Source organism: Saccharospirillaceae bacterium, from assembly GCA_022448365.1.
Taxonomy (GTDB): Bacteria; Pseudomonadota; Gammaproteobacteria; order Pseudomonadales; family Oceanobacteraceae; genus Bacterioplanoides.
Genome location: JAKVCS010000004.1, coordinates 165,275 through 182,172 on the forward strand (window position 1 = coordinate 165,275; position 16,898 = coordinate 182,172).

Sequence of the window (16,898 nt, forward strand, 5' to 3'; positions counted from 1 at the left end):
CATGGCAAGTCTGAAAGAGGTTAATTGGCAGGAGCTGCTGGAAAAAGTTAAGAACTTTGAACCTGATGATATTAATAATATTGATTGGGAGAATATGGGGTCCTGGCCGCAGGCTGGTAAGGTATTCTTCCTGATACTGTGTTTTATCGGTGTGCTGGTTGGTGGTTACTTTTTAATGATCGACTCAGTGCGTGCTTCCCTTGCTCAGGCTGAGCAGAAAGAGCAGACACTGAAGCAGGACTTTGAGAAAAAAGCATTCCGCGGTGCCAACCTGGAAGAGTATAAAGATCAGATGCTGGAAATGGAGGAGGCGTTTGGCTCTCTGTTACAGCAATTACCGCGCGACACGGAAGTACCCGGCTTAGTCGATGACATCAGCTCGGCGGCATTGGGTGCCGGACTGACATTGAGTGCAATCAATCCTGGTAGCATTAATAAAACGGAGTTCTATAACGAACTCCCGATTGATATTGAAGTATCCGGTGGATATCACGAAATGGGTGGTTTTGTTTCGGCTGTCGCTTCTTTGCCACGTATTGTTACTTTGCATGATTTTAATATCAAAAAAGACGATAAGCCGGGTAAGCTGTTGATGACAATTCGTGCCAAAACCTATCAGTACAGCGGTGATGAGGATCGATGAGTATGAGAATTTTGCTGATCATTGTCACAGCTCTTACGGTAGGGTGTAGTTCGGGGTCTGACACCTCCGATCTTAAAGTATTTGTTGATGATGTATTAAGCCAGCCGCGTGGGCGTATTAAGCCCATTCCTGTGTTCAAGCCTTACGAGGCATTTAATTACAGCGCTGCAGGTTTGCGCTCTCCGTTTGAATTGCCGGTGATCGTTGACACGGAAGTGAAAATTGAAACTGCCGATGACGTAACACCTGACTTCGACCGACCAAAAGAGCACCTGGAGCAGTTTAATTTTGGCGAATTATCGATGGTGGGTACCATGCAGGGCGGCGATGGCGCTTTGTGGGCATTAGTTAAAGACGGTAATAGCAGCGTTGTGCGTATCAGTGAAGGTCAGTTTATGGGCCAGAATCACGGTAAAGTAGTTTCTATTTCTGACACCCGCATCAGTGTGGTTGAGATTGTTCCAAACGGATTGGGTGGCTGGCTCGAGCGCCCGAGAACATTGGCGCTTGAAGGGCTGGGAGAGGGCTGATAAATGAAGAATATAAATAAAGGTATCTCAATAATGCGGATTTTTCTGGTTGTCCTCATCAGTTCTCTGACGAGCTCTGTGATGGCTCTGACGTTAAATGATATTCGCTTCTCATCCTTGCCGGGCGACGTTACTGAAATTGAGTTGGAATTCGACGGACCCGCACCTGAACAGATTAAGGGCTATACCATTGAAAAGCCCGCTCGTATCTCTCTCGATCTGATGGGCGTCAAGAGTACTCTGAAAAGTAAAAAGCACATTATTGGCTCTGGTAACGCGCGTACCGCGATGGTGTTGGCAACCAAAGACCGTACGCGCCTGGTGATTAATATGACTCGACTGGTTGATTATTCGACCAGTGCTGACAATCGCAAACTGGTGGTGCTGGTCGGCGGTTCTAAAGGCGGAAATGAGAAGTTCCAGCCGACTCCTGATGCTAATACTCCGGTTGATCTGGGTGCTGATTCATCGGTTATGCAGGTTGTTAACATCGATTTCCGTCGCGGTGAGTTGGGCGATGGTCAGGTCCAGATTATGTTCAATAGCGACCAGGCAGCGGCCAATATTCGTCGTGAGGGCCGTAAGATTATTGCCGATTTAGAAGGTGTTAAGTTGCCTGCATCTTTGAGTCGTCGCCTGGATGTAACCGATTTTGCAACCGAAGTTAAATTTATCGACTCTAAAGTGGAAGATGGTTCTGCGCGTGTGATCATCGAGCCTTTGGGTGATGACTTTGACTACCTGGCTTATCAGACCGATAAACTGTTATCGATCAACGTTTCTAAGTTGCCAGAGGAAGAAGTCGAAGAACGCAGACAAAAATTCCCGTTTACCGGCGAAAAACTGTCTCTTAACTTTCAGAATATCGAAGTTCGCGCCGTACTGCAGTTGATTGCAGATTTTACCGGCTTGAATCTGGTGGCTTCTGACACCGTGCAGGGCAGTATTACATTACGCCTGCAAAACGTACCCTGGGATCAGGCGCTTGATCTGGTGTTAAAAACCAAAGCTTTAGGCAAACGTCAGATGGGGTCAGTCTTACTGATCGCTCCTGCTGAAGAAATTGCTGCACGAGAAAAAATAGAATTGGAAGCGGTTAAGCAAGTTGAAGAACTGGCGCCTCTTGTGACCGAATACGTGCAGTTGAAGTATGCCAAAGCGGTAGATCTTGCGAAGCTTTTGAATGATGAAGAAGGGCTGATGTCAGCACGAGGTAGTGCGGTCGTTGACGAGCGCACAAATACTCTGTTGATGAAAGATACCGCGATTAATCTGGAGCGTGTTCGTGAGGCCGTCACCATGTTGGATGTTCCGGTGCGTCAGGTATTAATTGAAGCCCGTATTGTGGTTGCACAAACCAACGTCGGTGAGGAAATGGGTATCAAATGGGGCGGTGCTGGTTTTAAAAATAACGGCGCAAACCTGCAAACATTTGGTGGTAGCCAGCAGACAATTGCCGAAAGTACTCAGATTTTGTTCGGTGATGAATCCCGCTCCGATGGTATCAGCCTGGGCGCTGCTAATATCGTGGACCTGGGGGTGTCAAATGCTGCAGCCACTTCTTTTGCCGTTGGTTATCAGACGACAGACTATTTACTTAACCTTGAATTATCAGCCATCGAAACTGACGGGAAGGCCGAAATTGTTTCTCAGCCTCGCGTAATTACCGCTGATGGTCAGACCGCTGCCATCGAGTCTGGTACTGAATTACCGTATCTGAAAGCCGCTTCCAGTGGTGCCACCAGTATTGAATTCCGTAAGGCTGTTCTGAGGCTTGAGGTTACCCCTCAGATTACCCCCGATGACCGGATTATTATGGATCTGGTGGTGAATCAGGACTCTGTCGGTCGTGACACCCCCGCTGGCCCTGCAATTAACACAAACGAAGTCGATACTCAGGTTTTGGTGGATAATGGTGATACCGTCGTGTTAGGCGGGATATTCCGTTCGGAGCAGGTGAACACCATCACGAAAACACCATTCCTTGGGGACCTGCCATTGATTGGCGCATTGTTCCGTAATACCAATATCAGTGACACGAAAACAGAGTTGTTAGTTTTTATTACCCCGAAGCTGGTAGATGAGAGCCTGTAATCCGGTAATTTATGAAACGTCATTCTGTCTTTCTTGTAGGGCCAATGGGCGCGGGTAAAAGCACCATTGGCCGTCTGCTTTCCTCAGAGCTGCATACTGAATTTTTCGACTCCGACAAGGTAATTGAAGAACGTTGTGGCGCCAATATTCCCTGGATCTTTGATATGGAAGGGGAAGCAGGGTTTCGCGAGCGTGAAGAGCATGCTATCGACGAACTGACTCAAATGGGTGGAATCGTGCTGGCAACCGGTGGTGGTGCTGTAATGCGCGATACGAATCGGCAGCACCTGGCTGCGAGGGGAACCGTTGTTTATCTCTGTACTTCGGTTGAGCAGCAGCTGGCACGCACCGCTAAAGATAAGAACCGGCCGCTGTTGCAACAAGACAATCCGGAACAGATTTTACGAGACCTGTTTGCTGTGCGTGATCCTCTGTATCGTGAAGTAGCAGATGTCATTATAGAAACCGACCAACGCAACCCCAAGTGGGTTGTCCATGAACTGAAGAAACGTCTGAAGTAATATGAACACATTGACTGTCGACCTGGGCGAGCGTAGCTACCCGATTTTTATTGGTACTGATCTGATTACTGACGAGTCTTTGTATACTCCCTACATTAAGGGGAATCAGGTACTGATCGTCACCAACGAAACAGTCGCACCCCTTTATCTGGATAAAGTCAAAAGTGCGCTGACCAATTACAGAGTTGATGAAGTCATCCTTCCAGACGGTGAAGAATACAAAAATCTTGAAATACTGAACCGTATTTACGATACCTTATTAGAAAAGCAGCATAATCGCACCACCACATTGATAGCCCTGGGCGGCGGTGTTGTCGGTGATATGACCGGTTTTGCTGCGGCGTCCTACCAACGTGGTGTGAACTTTATTCAGGTGCCGACCACATTGCTGGCACAGGTGGATTCATCGGTCGGCGGTAAAACGGCAGTGAATCATCCATTGGGCAAAAACATGATTGGTGCCTTTCACCAGCCGCAATGTGTTATTGCCGATACCGCTACATTAAATACCTTGCCTGAGCGTGAGTTATCAGCCGGTATTGCAGAAGTGATCAAATACGGCTTGATTTGTGATTGTGAATTTTATGAGTGGCTTGAACAGAACACGGCAGCCTTGATGGCTAAAGATGGCAAAGCTTTGGCTTATGCGATCGAACGTTCTTGCCAGGATAAAGCCGATGTTGTGGCTCAGGATGAAACCGAAGTGGGTATTCGGGCAATACTTAATCTCGGGCATACTTTTGGCCATGCGATTGAAACGCATCAGGGGTATGGCAATTGGTTGCATGGCGAAGCGGTAGGTACCGGTATGCTAATGGCCGCTGATCTGGGTTGTCGCATGGGTGATATTACTGCTGAACAAGTGCTGGCACTGAGAAAATTGCTGATTGATGCTGGTTTGCCTGTGGTGGGGCCAGATGATATGTCCGTTGAAGATTACACTTCACGTATGCAGGTTGATAAAAAAGTCTTGGATGGCCGTATTCGCCTGGTATTGCTGAAGCGTATCGGAGAAGCCTATATTACTTCGGATATCGATAAAGACCTGTTAACAGAGACTCTGGTTGCAGGAGAGAGCTTAGGCTGCTGCTGACGCTATATAATATTGGGGAGAGTTATGGAAACCGATCTGTATCTTGAGAAGGATGAGGTAACCCTGAGTGGTTCTGTTATTGGGCAAAGCTTCTCCCAACCCGTTGTGCAACTATTACCAGAACAACAGGTGACACTGGAGCTGCTCTCCCATCTAGCTTCCTACAGTGAGTTATTAGTGGTCGTATCTGGCTCTGCAGGTATTGGCAAAACCACGCTGGCTACTGCCCTGTCTGCTCAGCGGGAAGAACCGGAAGATACGCTCAGCCTGAACGCCGATTTAATGACGAGCCAGATCGGAATTCTCACTGCACTCGCAGGTCACTGGGATCTGCCTCAGTTATCAGACAACCTCGCCGAAGCCAAAGATGCGGTAAAGCAAGCGGCTGACAGGCGCCATGCAGATGGTCGCTCCACATTGGTTGTAATTGATCAGGCAGAGCAGCTGGACTCAGAAACTCTTAACGATATTGCTCATCTGGCACTGCTGTCACCACAGGCATTGTCTTTTGCCTTGTTTGGTACGCGTGGTTTTGAAAATAATCTGAGAGAATCGCCAACTCTGGCGCCTGTTCACGTCGTAAAGCTCGAGCCACTTTCAGAGCAAGACGCACAGCTTTTGTCTGCTCAGGTTTTTGGTACGGACGCGCTTGCTGATGATCAGATTCGCACTGCACATGAGCGCTCCGATGGTCTGCCATTACTGTTTTTACGCGAGCTCGAGGATGTATTGTTGGATGCAGACCCGTTAACTGAGGCTGCTTCCGGTGAGGCGAAGTCACGCTTCCCTGTCACCCACATTATTGCTGTGTGTGGGGTTGCCGCAGCGTTAATGATGTCATTTCTGTATCAAGGCGAGGCCGAACCTGAGTTGTCAGCGGAAGAGGCTTTGCTTGCGACTCTTGAATCTTCGCAAGTTGAAACGGAGCCTGTTTTCTTTGAGGAAACGGTGGTCGACGACAGCGTTATTGGTACCACGACTAATTCAGAGTCAGAGCCGCCTTTAGCAACAGCAACTGTTGTAGAAGTTACGCCAGAGAAAGAGCCTGATTTCAACTATCAGCCGTCTCAAAATGTTGTCACGGAGGCTGCCGAATCAACGCAGGTACCTGCCATTCTTGCGCAACAGCCAGAAATAACTCAGGTATCAGAAAATTCATCGGTACAGTATTCGGCGAATGAGCAGGTCTTGCTGAATGCTACTGGTTTTGTTGCTCAGTTATCTGGCTTTTACAATATAGCCGGTGCTGAAAGCTTTATCGCACGCTGGCGAGGGAAGATCGGTTCTGATTTATTCCTGTACAAATCGCAGCATAAAGGGAAAGACTGGCATGTGGTTGTTGCCGGAATATACCCGAATCGCGCTGCCGCCGATCAAGCGGTTGCAGCGATGCCAAAGTCGTTACGCAGCCAAACGCCCTGGATTAAAGACGTCCAAACCGTGCAAAAACTACTTAAGGATCGCTAGTAGTTCTACCTGGTCAAACTCTGATCTGTTACCAGCCAAATTTGTGGGAGGACGCTGAGATGTGTAAAATGAGCGTCCTTTTATCTCGATGTTGCTTATTTTTTGAGCGCCTAGGCTTTTAAGCCCTTGATTTAAATCGTTTTTTTACTGATGAGAGCTTGTTCTATGAGAACTGGTCTGTATAACCCAGGCGACTTTAAGGACAACTGCGGATTCGGATTACTGGCCCATTTAGAAGGTCAACCGAGTCACGAGCTGCTGACGACAGCAATTGAATCCTTAACGTGCATGACACACCGTGGCGGTATCGCTGCCGACGGTAAAACCGGTGATGGTTGTGGCTTATTGCTGCAAAAACCGGATTCATTTCTGCGAGCGGTGACCCTGGAAGCGGGTATCGCTCTACCAGCACAATATGCCGTTGGTATGTTGTTTATGGATCTGGATCAGACCATTTTCGAGAAACAGAAAGCAGCTGTAGAAAAAGCTATTGAAGGTCAGGGGTTAAATGTTCTGGGCTGGCGAACTGTGCCAACCAGCAACGACTGCCTGGGCCCAATGGCGATTGATTGCCTGCCGCGTTTTGAACAGATTTTTGTTGCTCCGAGTGATGACCTGAGCGACCAGGAACTGTCCGTTAAACTGTTCTATGCCCGTCGTTTTGCCGAGAAGTCGCTGAGCGAATATCCGGATTTCTATATCGCCAGCCTGTCCGATAAAGTGCTGTCGTATAAAGGTCTGACCATGCCTGTCGACCTGCCTAATTTTTATCTGGATTTAGGCGATCAGCGTTTGGAAACCGCGATTTGTGTTTTCCACCAACGTTTCTCCACCAATACGATGCCACGCTGGCCGCTTGCTCAGCCATTCCGTATGTTGGCTCACAATGGTGAAATCAACACCATTAAAGGCAACCGTAACTGGGCCAATGCGCGTGCCAGCCAGTTCAACAGTGAACTGCTGCCGAACCTTCAGGATCTGGCGCCAATCGTGAACACAACCGGTTCCGATTCTTCTTCCATGGATAACATGCTGGAGTTACTGGCAACCGGTGGTATGAACCTGTTCCGTGCGGTTCGCATGATGATTCCACCTGCGTGGCAGAATGTGGAAACCATGGATGCCGATTTGCGTGCTTTCTACGAGTACAACTCCATGCATATGGAGCCGTGGGATGGTCCGGCTGGTCTGGTAATAACCGATGGTCGATACGCCGTATGTGGTCTTGATCGTAACGGTCTGCGTCCTTCTCGGTGGGTGATCACCAAGAACAACTTTATTACAGTTGCTTCGGAAATTGGGACCTACGATTACAAGCCTGAAGATGTCGTTGCTAAAGGCCGTGTAGGTCCAGGGCAGATGCTCGCCATCGACACCCAGGAAGGCAAACTGCTTCACACGGATGATATCGACAACGCGCTTAAGCAATCCCAGCCTTACAAACAATGGCTGAAAGAAAACGCCATTCGTATCGAAAGTCAGCTACAGCTGCAGCATGCTGGTCTGGAAGATATGAAAGGCGATGAGTTAAACACTCATCAAAAATTGCACTTAATCACCAACGAAGAGCGCGATCAGGTTCTGCGTCCTATGGCCGAAGGTGGCCAGGAAGCAACCGGTTCCATGGGTGACGATACGCCGATGGCGGTGCTTTCAAGCCGTGTTCGTCATGTTGCGGATTATTTCCGTCAGCAGTTTGCTCAGGTAACCAACCCGCCAATCGATCCCCTGCGCGAAGCAATCGTTATGTCGCTTGAGACCTGCATTGGTGGTGAGAAGAACGTATTTGATGAAACCGCGGAACACGCTAACCGGATCATTCTGACCTCACCAGTGCTGTCGCCGCTGAAGTTCGTTGGCTTGATGAACACGGGTCGTGACGCGTTCAAGCACATCAAACTGAGCATGGCATTCGATCCGGCTGTTGGTCTGAAGCAGGCGATTGTTGATCTGGCAAATAAAGCGGAACAGGCAGTACGTGATGGCAATGTCGTTCTGATTCTGTCTGACCGTGAAGTAACTCAGGATCAGATGCTGATACCGGCGCCGATGGCGACGGGCGCGGTTCACCACCGTCTGGTACAAAAAGGTCTGCGTACCAATGGTAATATTGTGGTTGAAACCGGTGCTGCCCGAGATGCGCATCACTTTGCTGTGTTGCTGGGCTTTGGTGCAACTGCTGTGTACCCATGGTTGGCGTATGATGTATTAACCGATCTGCATCGCACCAATGAACTGCTGGGCGATCCGCTGAAGTCGCATCAGAACTTCCGTAAAGCAATCCGTAAAGGCTTGCTGAAGATCATGTCCAAGATGGGCATTTCCACGATTGCCTCTTATCGTGGCTCTCAGCTGTTTGAAGCGGTTGGTTTGAGCAAAGATGTGGTTGATTTGTGTTTCTGTGGCGTTACCAGCCGAATCGAAGGCGCCGATTTCTGCGACTTCGAAGACGATTTGGGCATTATAAAAAATGTTGCCTGGAAAAAGCGTAAGAAGCTGGAGCAGGGTGGTCTGCTGAAATACGTACACGGTGGTGAATATCACGCTTACAACCCGGATGTAATTAAGAACATTCAGGAAGCGGTACAAACCAACAGTCAGGCGGCGTATGACCGTTTTGCAGAGTTGGTTAACGAACGACCAGCGGCGACTATCCGGGACTTGCTGTCACTGCGTAAAGATGTGACTGCAATTGATATCTCCGACGTGGAGCCTGCTGAGAAGATTTTCCCGCGTTTCGATACTGCTGCAATGTCGCTGGGTGCTCTTTCTCCGGAAGCTCACGAAGCATTAGCCGAAGCGATGAATGAACTGGGTGGCCGTTCCAACTCCGGCGAAGGTGGTGAAGATCCGCTGCGTTACGGCACTGCCCGTAACTCTAAGATCAAGCAGATCGCTTCCGGCCGCTTTGGTGTAACCCCACATTATCTGTCCAGCGCTCAAGTGCTGCAGATTAAAGTGGCGCAAGGTGCGAAGCCCGGTGAAGGCGGCCAGCTGCCGGGTGGTAAGGTTAACGACCTGATTGCGACTCTGCGTTATTCGGTGCCGGGTGTGACGCTGATTTCACCGCCACCGCATCATGATATTTATTCGATCGAAGATTTAGCCCAGCTGATTTACGATCTGAAGCAGGTAAACCCTGAAGCACTGGTTTCTGTGAAACTGGTATCCGAGCCGGGTGTTGGCACCATCGCTGCCGGTGTTGCTAAGGCATATGCCGACCTGATTACCATCTCGGGTTATGACGGTGGTACTGCAGCGTCTCCGCTGACGTCCATTAAGTATGCGGGTTCGCCATGGGAACTCGGTCTGTCTGAAGCCCATCAGGCGTTGCGTGGTAATGATCTGCGCGGCAAGGTTCGTGTGCAAACTGACGGTGGTCTGAAGTCTGGTCTTGATGTGGTTAAAGCTGCGATCTTGGGAGCAGAGTCTTTCGGCTTCGGTACGCTGCCTATGGTTGCGGTTGGTTGTAAATATCTGCGTATTTGTCACCTGAACAACTGCGCTACTGGGGTTGCCACTCAGAACGATAACCTGCGGGAGAAACACTACATCGGCACCGCGGATATGGTGAAAAATTACTTCCGGTTTGTTGCTGAAGAGATTCGTGGCTGGATGGCTTCTGTGGGTGTACGCACCATGGAAGAACTGGTTGGTCGTACCGACCTGCTGGAAATGCTACAGGGTAGTACTGCGAAGCAGCGCAACCTGGATCTGACGCCTATTATCAGCAACGATCAGATTCCAGCGGATAAACCACATACCTGTGAGGTTGACCGAAATCGTCCGTACGACGAAGGTCTGCTGGCCGAGCGCATGGTGGAGGAAACTCTGTCTGCGATTGAAAACAAAGCGGGCGGTGAGTTCGAATACCACATCACCAACTGCGATCGCTCTGTTGGTGCTCGTCTGTCGGGTGAAATTGCTAAGCGCCACGGTAACCAGGGCATGGCTGACAAGCCAGTACGCCTGAACCTGACTGGTATTGCCGGTCAGTCGTTTGGTGTTTGGAATGCCGGTGGTCTGGAAATGATCCTGGAAGGTGACGCTAACGACTACGTGGGTAAAGGTATGACCGGTGGTAAGCTGGTCATTCGTCCACCACAGGGTTCTGAATTCAAAACCAACGATACGTCTATTGTTGGTAACACCTGTCTGTACGGTGCAACCGGCGGTAAGCTGCTGGCAGCTGGCCGCGCGGGTGAGCGTTTTGGTGTACGTAACTCCGGTGCTCACGCAGTTGTTGAAGGTGCTGGTGATCACTGCTGTGAATACATGACTGGCGGCATGATCTGTGTGCTGGGTGATACCGGTTACAACTTCGGTGCGGGCATGACCGGTGGCTTTGCTTACGTACTGGACCAGAACAATACGTTTGTTGATCAGTACAACCATGAACTGGTGGATATCCATCGCATCGCTAACGAAGAAATGGGTGGTCATCGCAATCACCTGCGTGGCGTAATCAAAGAGTTTGTGGCGGAGACCGGCAGTGCCTGGGGTCAGGAAATCCTTGATGATTTCGACGGCTTTATTGGCAAGTTCTGGCTGGTTAAGCCAAAAGCTGCTGACTTACAACAACTGCTGAACAATACCCGTGCTCGTCCTGAGTAAGTGGTCAGGACGAGAGAGAGAGGTTCAAGATGTCGCTAGGTTTAGATAAAAACCGTCTGAATAATAATTTTCAGTTTGTTGAGGTGGGTCGTCAGGACCCAACAAAGAAATCGGTAGCAACGCGTAAAGCTCAGTTTGTTGAGATTTACCAGCCGTTTCAGCAGGAGCAGGTAACCGATCAGGCACACCGTTGTCTCGAATGTGGTAACCCCTACTGTGAATGGAAATGCCCGGTTCATAATTTCATTCCTAACTGGCTGAAACTGGCCAGCGAAGGAAATATCATGGAAGCCGTTGAACTGAGCCATCAGACCAACACGCTGCCTGAAGTGTGTGGTCGTGTCTGTCCACAAGATCGTCTGTGTGAGGGTTCTTGTACCCTGAATGACGGTTTTGGTGCTGTGACCATCGGTAATGTTGAGAAATACATTACCGACACGGCGTTTGCTATGGGCTGGCGTCCGGATATGAGCAAAGTTGTGCCAACCGGTAAGCGTGTTGCCATTATTGGTGCCGGTCCTGCGGGTCTGGGCGCGGCAGATATTCTGGCACGTAACGGTGTTACCCCGGTTGTATTCGATAAATACCCGGAGATCGGTGGTCTTCTGACGTTTGGTATTCCAGAGTTCAAGCTTGAAAAAAGCGTGATGGCTAACCGTCGCGAAGTGTTTGAGGGCATGGGGGTGGAGTTCCGCTTGAATACCGAAGTGGGCAAAGACATCGACTTCCAGAGCATTGTTGACGAATTCGATTCCGTATTCCTGGGGATGGGAACTTACAACTACATGAAAGGTGGTTTCCCGGGCGAAGATCTGCCGGGTGTGCATGACGCGCTGGACTTCCTGATTGCCAACGTCAATCGCAATCTGGGGTTTGAAAAAGACGCCGCTGACTTTATCGACATGAAGGGTAAAAAAGTTGTGGTCTTGGGTGGTGGTGATACCGCGATGGACTGTAACCGTACCTCGATCCGTCAGGATGCCGATTCAGTTACGTGTGCGTATCGTCGTGACGAAGCAAACATGCCAGGTTCCGTGCGTGAAGTTCAGAACGCTCGTGAAGAAGGTGTACAGTTTTTGTTTAATCGTCAGCCTGTTGCCATCGTTGGCGAAGACAAGGTTGAAGGCGTGAAGGTTGTCACCACAGAAATGGGTGAACCGGACGAAAACGGCCGTCGTCGTCCACAAGTCGTAGAAGGTTCAGAAGAAATTCTGCCGGCAGATGCGGTACTGGTCGCTTTCGGTTTCCGTCCTAGCCCTGCGCCTTGGTTCAAGGATTTTGGTATCGAATTGAACAGCTGGGATGGTGTTGTTGCTCCAGAAGAGCAGGAGTTCAAGTTCCAGACCACTAACCCGAAAGTATTCGCCGGTGGTGACATGGTGCGTGGTTCCGACCTGGTTGTTACGGCAATCTGGGAAGGTCGACAAGCGGCAGAAGGTATTCTGGATTATCTGGATGTATGATTACTGATCGTTAAGCAGCGATACTTAAATAATCAGTAAATATGAAAAGCGCGTTGGTGTTTAGGCACTTACGCGCTTTTTTTGTTATGGCTTGTGAACTAGGTCCGATGCTATGCTTGCGGGCTATTAGATACTGGATGGCATAAACCTCAGATGGAGCGTACGTGTATGTTTAAGCCTACTGCTGTAGCGATTCCGCTACTCACCTTATTTTTGGCCGCCTGTGGTGGCAGTGATGGGGATACACCCGTTGTAGGTTCAACGGGCGGTACGGACACAAACAACGAAACCAGCGGCGATGTCGATAGCAGCGGCGGTTCAGAAGATGGTGAAGTCACTGCATCACCTACATTAGGTGCCGGGCAAGGCGCCTCGTTTTATGAAGGCGTGCTGAGTATCAGCTCGGAAGAGGTGTTGATTGGCGGCGAGACGGTCATTGAAGTCTCTGCAGTTGATAAAAATGCTGGTAATGCGCTGTTGGCTGCTAACTATCAGTTCACCTTTACCTCAACCTGTGAGGCGGCGGGTAATGCGGTATTCTCTGTTTCCCGTACCTTCGGATCAGGTAGTGTATCGACAACATATCGCAATACCAACTGTGCCAACGGTGACACCATTACCGCTAGTCTGTATGCCTTCAATGCTGACGCTTCCAGCGCCACGCCACTAGCAACGGCTCAGGGAACGATTACCACGGCCTCGCCATCACTCGGCAGTGGCAGTGGGGCGGCCTACGCAGACAACGAGATCGGAGGTGTGGTTAATCTGGTTGGCGCGACTCAGACACAATTGTCTGCCACGATTGTAAATCCGCTGTTGGCGAATGAACAGGTTCAGGCGGCCAACTATCGAGTGAGCTGGGCGACCGACTGTAATACCGCAAGTTTCTCGGTTGGTGCACAAAATGCCGATCGTGATATTGAAACGACGTATCGTAATGCTTGTCAGGGGGCTAATAACCTGACCCTGACGTTGTTCGATAAAAATAACTCTTCTGTGATTTTAGATACTCTGAATGTTGTCGTAACGGCTTCCCAAGGCGTCGATGCGCGTATCGGTAATGGTGTAGCCGGAGCATTCAGTCAGGGAAATCTCGGTATCAGTCCTGGAACGATTGCTTCCAGCGCAACTGCGGGCATTAACCTGACCATTGTTGATGCCAATAATTCCAATGCGGCGATTACCAACCAGCCCTATGGTTTGGAGATTGAATCGAACTGTGCCTCTCAGGTTCCTGCATTAGCGACGTTTAACAAAACTGAGCAGGTTGTATCACAGGGGAGCAGTGTCAGCTTCTCTTATACTGCTGAAGGCTGTGTCGGTGCCGATGCGATAACGGTTTCATTATACGGAGTGGAAAATGGTCAGATTAATCGTTCTTCTCTGTTGGGTACCGCGACAGGTTCCATTACTGTTGGATCACCTGAAGTTGGAGCAATTTCGTTTGAAGGGGTCGATCGTAGTTCTCTTGCAATTAAGGGAGTTGGGTCGAGCAGTTTACCGACACAAGCCGCAGTAACATTCAAAGTTGTTGATAAATCTCAAAACCCTATCGAGAGTCGTGTTGTTGATTTTGAACTAACAAACAAGACTGGTGGTGTTGAACTTGCGACAAATTCAGATGTAACTGATGCTGATGGTTTGGTCACAGCAGTAATAAACTCTGGCTCAACTCATGCTTTGGTTGCTGTTCGAGCTGAAGTTGAAAGAGTTGGAAGCGAGCCTGCAATTCAGCCAACTAACTCACAGACAATTGCAATCACAACGGGAATTGCAGATCAGGATAGCTTCCAGATAGCTGCTGATGTTTTGAACCCTAATGCCGCGAGCTTCTCTGGAAGCACTGTCACCATTACGGCATTTGCATCGGATCAATTTAACAATCGAGTACCCGATGGAACGGTTGTGAACTTTACAGCAGAATCAGGGCAGATTGAATCTAACTGCCAGATTTCTGGCGGATCATGTTCCGTGCAATGGAAAGCATCCGGTGATCGCCCTGGGATGACAAATCCGGTATTAAATTATGTGAATGAAACCCGTTCGGATTGGACTAATTCTTCCTACCGTGTAGCCAATAATACTCACTTTGGCATGACGACAATTATGGCTTATATGGAAGGCGAAGCTGGATTTAACGATGGTAATGGCAATGGGCTTTACGATGCTAATGAGTCTAAAGAATCATTACCTGAGCCAATACGAAATGATGATTGGTGCAGTGGTTGTAGTCGAACTACTGCAGCTCATGAAGCGCCGGATAAAAATGCAGGCGTTAACGTAGAATTCTTCGCAGATTATAATAGCGACAATACTCATGACGTTGCTCCAACACTCTATCAAGGTGCATTGTGTTCTGATGGTGCTAAAAGTCTTGGGCATTGTGGGGAGCTAGCATTTATTTCTAGCAGCCTGCGTTTGGTACAAAGCGAAGGAACTGAAGCGATGATCATCCGGGTTTATGCGATCGATGAAGTCGCGACAGCCAATAATATTGCTGCAACCGCAGTGATTAAAAAACTGTTCGATACGACAGCTGCGGTCCAGAGAGTCAATGCTTTGGTTGATCCAGATAATGCTCATGCGAAATATAACGGCACTGGTAACTTGTATGTACTGGTTCAAGATGTAAACGGTAATATCCCTCCTGCGGGGACAACGCTGTCTATTTCTGGTGAAGGCTTTGAGATTGGTTCGGGCAGTACAACGGTGACTAACTCCATTAATGAGATTGATTCAACTAATAGTCCTCTAGTCATGGATGAGTATGATTTCGGCATGTTCCACCAAGCGACTTATACGTCAGACGGTTCTGAAGAATATATAACCGTTTCAGTAACCTCCAATGGTATTACCAGGGAAATACGGCTAACCAAATAAAGTTGGCAGCGCTCCCTTTACCAACCCCTGACTACAATTTAGTCAGGGGTTGAGTACAATAGCGATACAGTTTGTTATCGGAACCCAGTCTTGCTGCGTTTATCGTTTTTTTTGATTTTGGCCTGTGTACTGCCTGCTTTTGCTGAGCCGGGCAGCCCTCGCGCTGTTGAAATGATGCAGCAGATGCAGCTTCAACAACCACAAAATCATCCGGGCTGGCAGCTTGAATGGAACAATCAGGCGCCACAACAACGTCAAGCGTTGGATGATTTCTATCGTTCTCTGCAAAGCTTACAGATGCAACAGTCCCTAGAGCGCTTGCAACGAGAGCAGAGCATTGAACAGTTGCGAGATATGTCACCACAGCAACGTTTACAACGTTTTCAGGATTTTGTTCAGCATCGGGGTGTCGAGCCTTCCTACCGTTAATTTCCCCAGAACGTCCCTGTCACTTCGGCCATAGACAACTTGTTTATGGGCTGTAAAGTTGCGTTTTTGCTTGTTTAGATAGGCCATCCGATGAAAACCCGTATTACTGAATTATTAGGTATCAAGCATCCTTTGTTGTTACCAGGTATGAGCTGGATATCTACGCCGGAGTTAGTCGCTGCGGTTTCTAACGCCGGAGGTTTGGGGATTCTCGCCAGTGGTCCTCTGACGCCAGATGAAACCCGTACATCGATTCGGAAAATCCGTGAACTGACGGATAAGCCTTTTGGCATCGGCGTGACGTTGCTCATGCCGGGTGCTAAAGAAAATGCTGAAATCGCTTTAGAAGAGCAGGTGCCAGTGATTAATTTCTCGCTCGGTAAAGGGGACTGGTTGGTCAAACGCGCTCATGAGTATGGTGGCAAAGTTATTGCGACGGTTGTCAGTGAAAAGCACGCTTTGTCTGCGCAATCTATCGGAGCTGACGCGCTGTTGGTTACCGGCCATGAAGCGGCGGCACACGGCGGTGATGTGACATCCCTGGTTCTTGTTCCAGCGATTGCTTCAAAAGTCGATATCCCGGTGATTGCTACCGGTGGTTTTGCTGATGGACGCGGATTATTAGCTGCACTTTCTTTGGGGGCTGATGCTATTGCTATGGGATCACGCTTTGCCACAACCCAGGACAGCCCACTGAACCAGACTACCAAAGACGCGGTCGTTACCAAGTCAGAGCAGGAGACCATTTACAGCAAGAACTTCGATGGTATTCCTGCTCGTGTGATGCGTACACCTCGCTCTATAAAAGAAACCCGCCGTCCAATGAATTTTATTCTGGCTTCTATTGAGGCAATGAAAGCGGCGAAAATCGTTAAGCAACCGATCTGGAAAATCATGATAGGCATGCTGGCGATGGTGGATAAAGTGAAGCTGTTGGCTTATTTCGGCGCGAGTGTTCCTCGTCTGCGGGCGGCAACTATTGACGGTGACCTCGACAAAGGGGTTCAGTTTGTGGGGCAAACGCAGGGGTTGATTGAAGATATCCCAACGGTTGAGCAGGTTGTTGATCGGATTCTGCAAGAAGCGCAAGACATCCACCGCCAACAAAAGAATTTGTGGAACTGAATCACAGATAATTTCCTGAACTCAGCTAGGCTACATACA

11 protein-coding genes are annotated in these 16,898 nt (G+C 49.1%); all 11 read left to right on the forward strand.

The window, feature by feature from the left end:
* The first annotated feature begins 1 nt into the window (after nucleotide 1).
* A complete protein-coding gene (gene pilO, locus MK185_11925) occupies nucleotides 2–643 on the forward strand; it encodes a type 4a pilus biogenesis protein PilO (protein ID MCH2041332.1) in 642 nt (213 codons plus the stop codon).
* Entirely contained in the window at nucleotides 640–1,173 is a 534-nt protein-coding gene (locus MK185_11930; protein ID MCH2041333.1) for a pilus assembly protein PilP, read from the forward strand. Before pilO ends, MK185_11930 begins: the two co-directional genes overlap by 4 nt.
* 3 nt (nucleotides 1,174–1,176) lie before the next feature.
* Complete coding sequence (locus MK185_11935; protein MCH2041334.1) at nucleotides 1,177–3,267, forward strand: type IV pilus secretin PilQ; 2,091 nt, start codon at nucleotides 1,177–1,179, stop codon at nucleotides 3,265–3,267.
* Between the two features lie 11 nt (nucleotides 3,268–3,278).
* Entirely contained in the window at nucleotides 3,279–3,788 is a 510-nt protein-coding gene (gene aroK, locus MK185_11940; protein MCH2041335.1) for a shikimate kinase AroK, read from the forward strand.
* A gap of 1 nt (nucleotide 3,789) precedes the next feature.
* Nucleotides 3,790–4,881, forward strand: a complete 1,092-nt coding sequence (aroB, locus tag MK185_11945; GenBank protein MCH2041336.1) for a 3-dehydroquinate synthase — start codon at nucleotides 3,790–3,792, stop codon at nucleotides 4,879–4,881.
* Between the two features lie 24 nt (nucleotides 4,882–4,905).
* A complete protein-coding gene (locus MK185_11950) occupies nucleotides 4,906–6,348 on the forward strand; it encodes an AAA family ATPase (protein ID MCH2041337.1) in 1,443 nt (480 codons plus the stop codon).
* A gap of 165 nt (nucleotides 6,349–6,513) precedes the next feature.
* Nucleotides 6,514–10,962 (forward strand): glutamate synthase large subunit, encoded by a 4,449-nt coding sequence (gltB, locus tag MK185_11955; protein MCH2041338.1) that lies wholly within the window; start codon nucleotides 6,514–6,516, stop codon nucleotides 10,960–10,962.
* A gap of 29 nt (nucleotides 10,963–10,991) precedes the next feature.
* On the forward strand, nucleotides 10,992–12,425 hold the full coding sequence (locus MK185_11960; GenBank protein ID MCH2041339.1) for an FAD-dependent oxidoreductase: 1,434 nt from the start codon (nucleotides 10,992–10,994) through the stop codon (nucleotides 12,423–12,425).
* A gap of 168 nt (nucleotides 12,426–12,593) precedes the next feature.
* Entirely contained in the window at nucleotides 12,594–15,305 is a 2,712-nt protein-coding gene (locus MK185_11965) for a hypothetical protein (GenBank protein ID MCH2041340.1), read from the forward strand.
* Between the two features lie 90 nt (nucleotides 15,306–15,395).
* Nucleotides 15,396–15,734, forward strand: a complete 339-nt coding sequence (locus MK185_11970) for a hypothetical protein (GenBank protein ID MCH2041341.1) — start codon at nucleotides 15,396–15,398, stop codon at nucleotides 15,732–15,734.
* A 90-nt stretch (nucleotides 15,735–15,824) separates the two neighbouring features.
* Nucleotides 15,825–16,859, forward strand: coding sequence for a nitronate monooxygenase (locus MK185_11975; protein MCH2041342.1), 1,035 nt, complete (start codon nucleotides 15,825–15,827; stop codon nucleotides 16,857–16,859).
* The last annotated feature ends 39 nt before the right edge of the window (nucleotides 16,860–16,898 follow it).

What these genes read in the sequence shown, in the direction of transcription:
- pilO (MCH2041332.1), top strand. Translation starts at nt 2, where the DNA reads ATGGCAAGTCTGAAAGAGGTTAATTGGCAGGAGCTGCTGGAAAAAGTT.
- MK185_11930 (MCH2041333.1), top strand. Translation starts at nt 640, where the DNA reads ATGAGTATGAGAATTTTGCTGATCATTGTCACAGCTCTTACGGTAGGG.
- MK185_11935 (MCH2041334.1), top strand. Translation starts at nt 1,177, where the DNA reads ATGAAGAATATAAATAAAGGTATCTCAATAATGCGGATTTTTCTGGTT.
- aroK (MCH2041335.1), top strand. Translation starts at nt 3,279, where the DNA reads ATGAAACGTCATTCTGTCTTTCTTGTAGGGCCAATGGGCGCGGGTAAA.
- aroB (MCH2041336.1), top strand. Translation starts at nt 3,790, where the DNA reads ATGAACACATTGACTGTCGACCTGGGCGAGCGTAGCTACCCGATTTTT.
- MK185_11950 (MCH2041337.1), top strand. Translation starts at nt 4,906, where the DNA reads ATGGAAACCGATCTGTATCTTGAGAAGGATGAGGTAACCCTGAGTGGT.
- gltB (MCH2041338.1), top strand. Translation starts at nt 6,514, where the DNA reads ATGAGAACTGGTCTGTATAACCCAGGCGACTTTAAGGACAACTGCGGA.
- MK185_11960 (MCH2041339.1), top strand. Translation starts at nt 10,992, where the DNA reads ATGTCGCTAGGTTTAGATAAAAACCGTCTGAATAATAATTTTCAGTTT.
- MK185_11965 (MCH2041340.1), top strand. Translation starts at nt 12,594, where the DNA reads ATGTTTAAGCCTACTGCTGTAGCGATTCCGCTACTCACCTTATTTTTG.
- MK185_11975 (MCH2041342.1), top strand. Translation starts at nt 15,825, where the DNA reads ATGAAAACCCGTATTACTGAATTATTAGGTATCAAGCATCCTTTGTTG.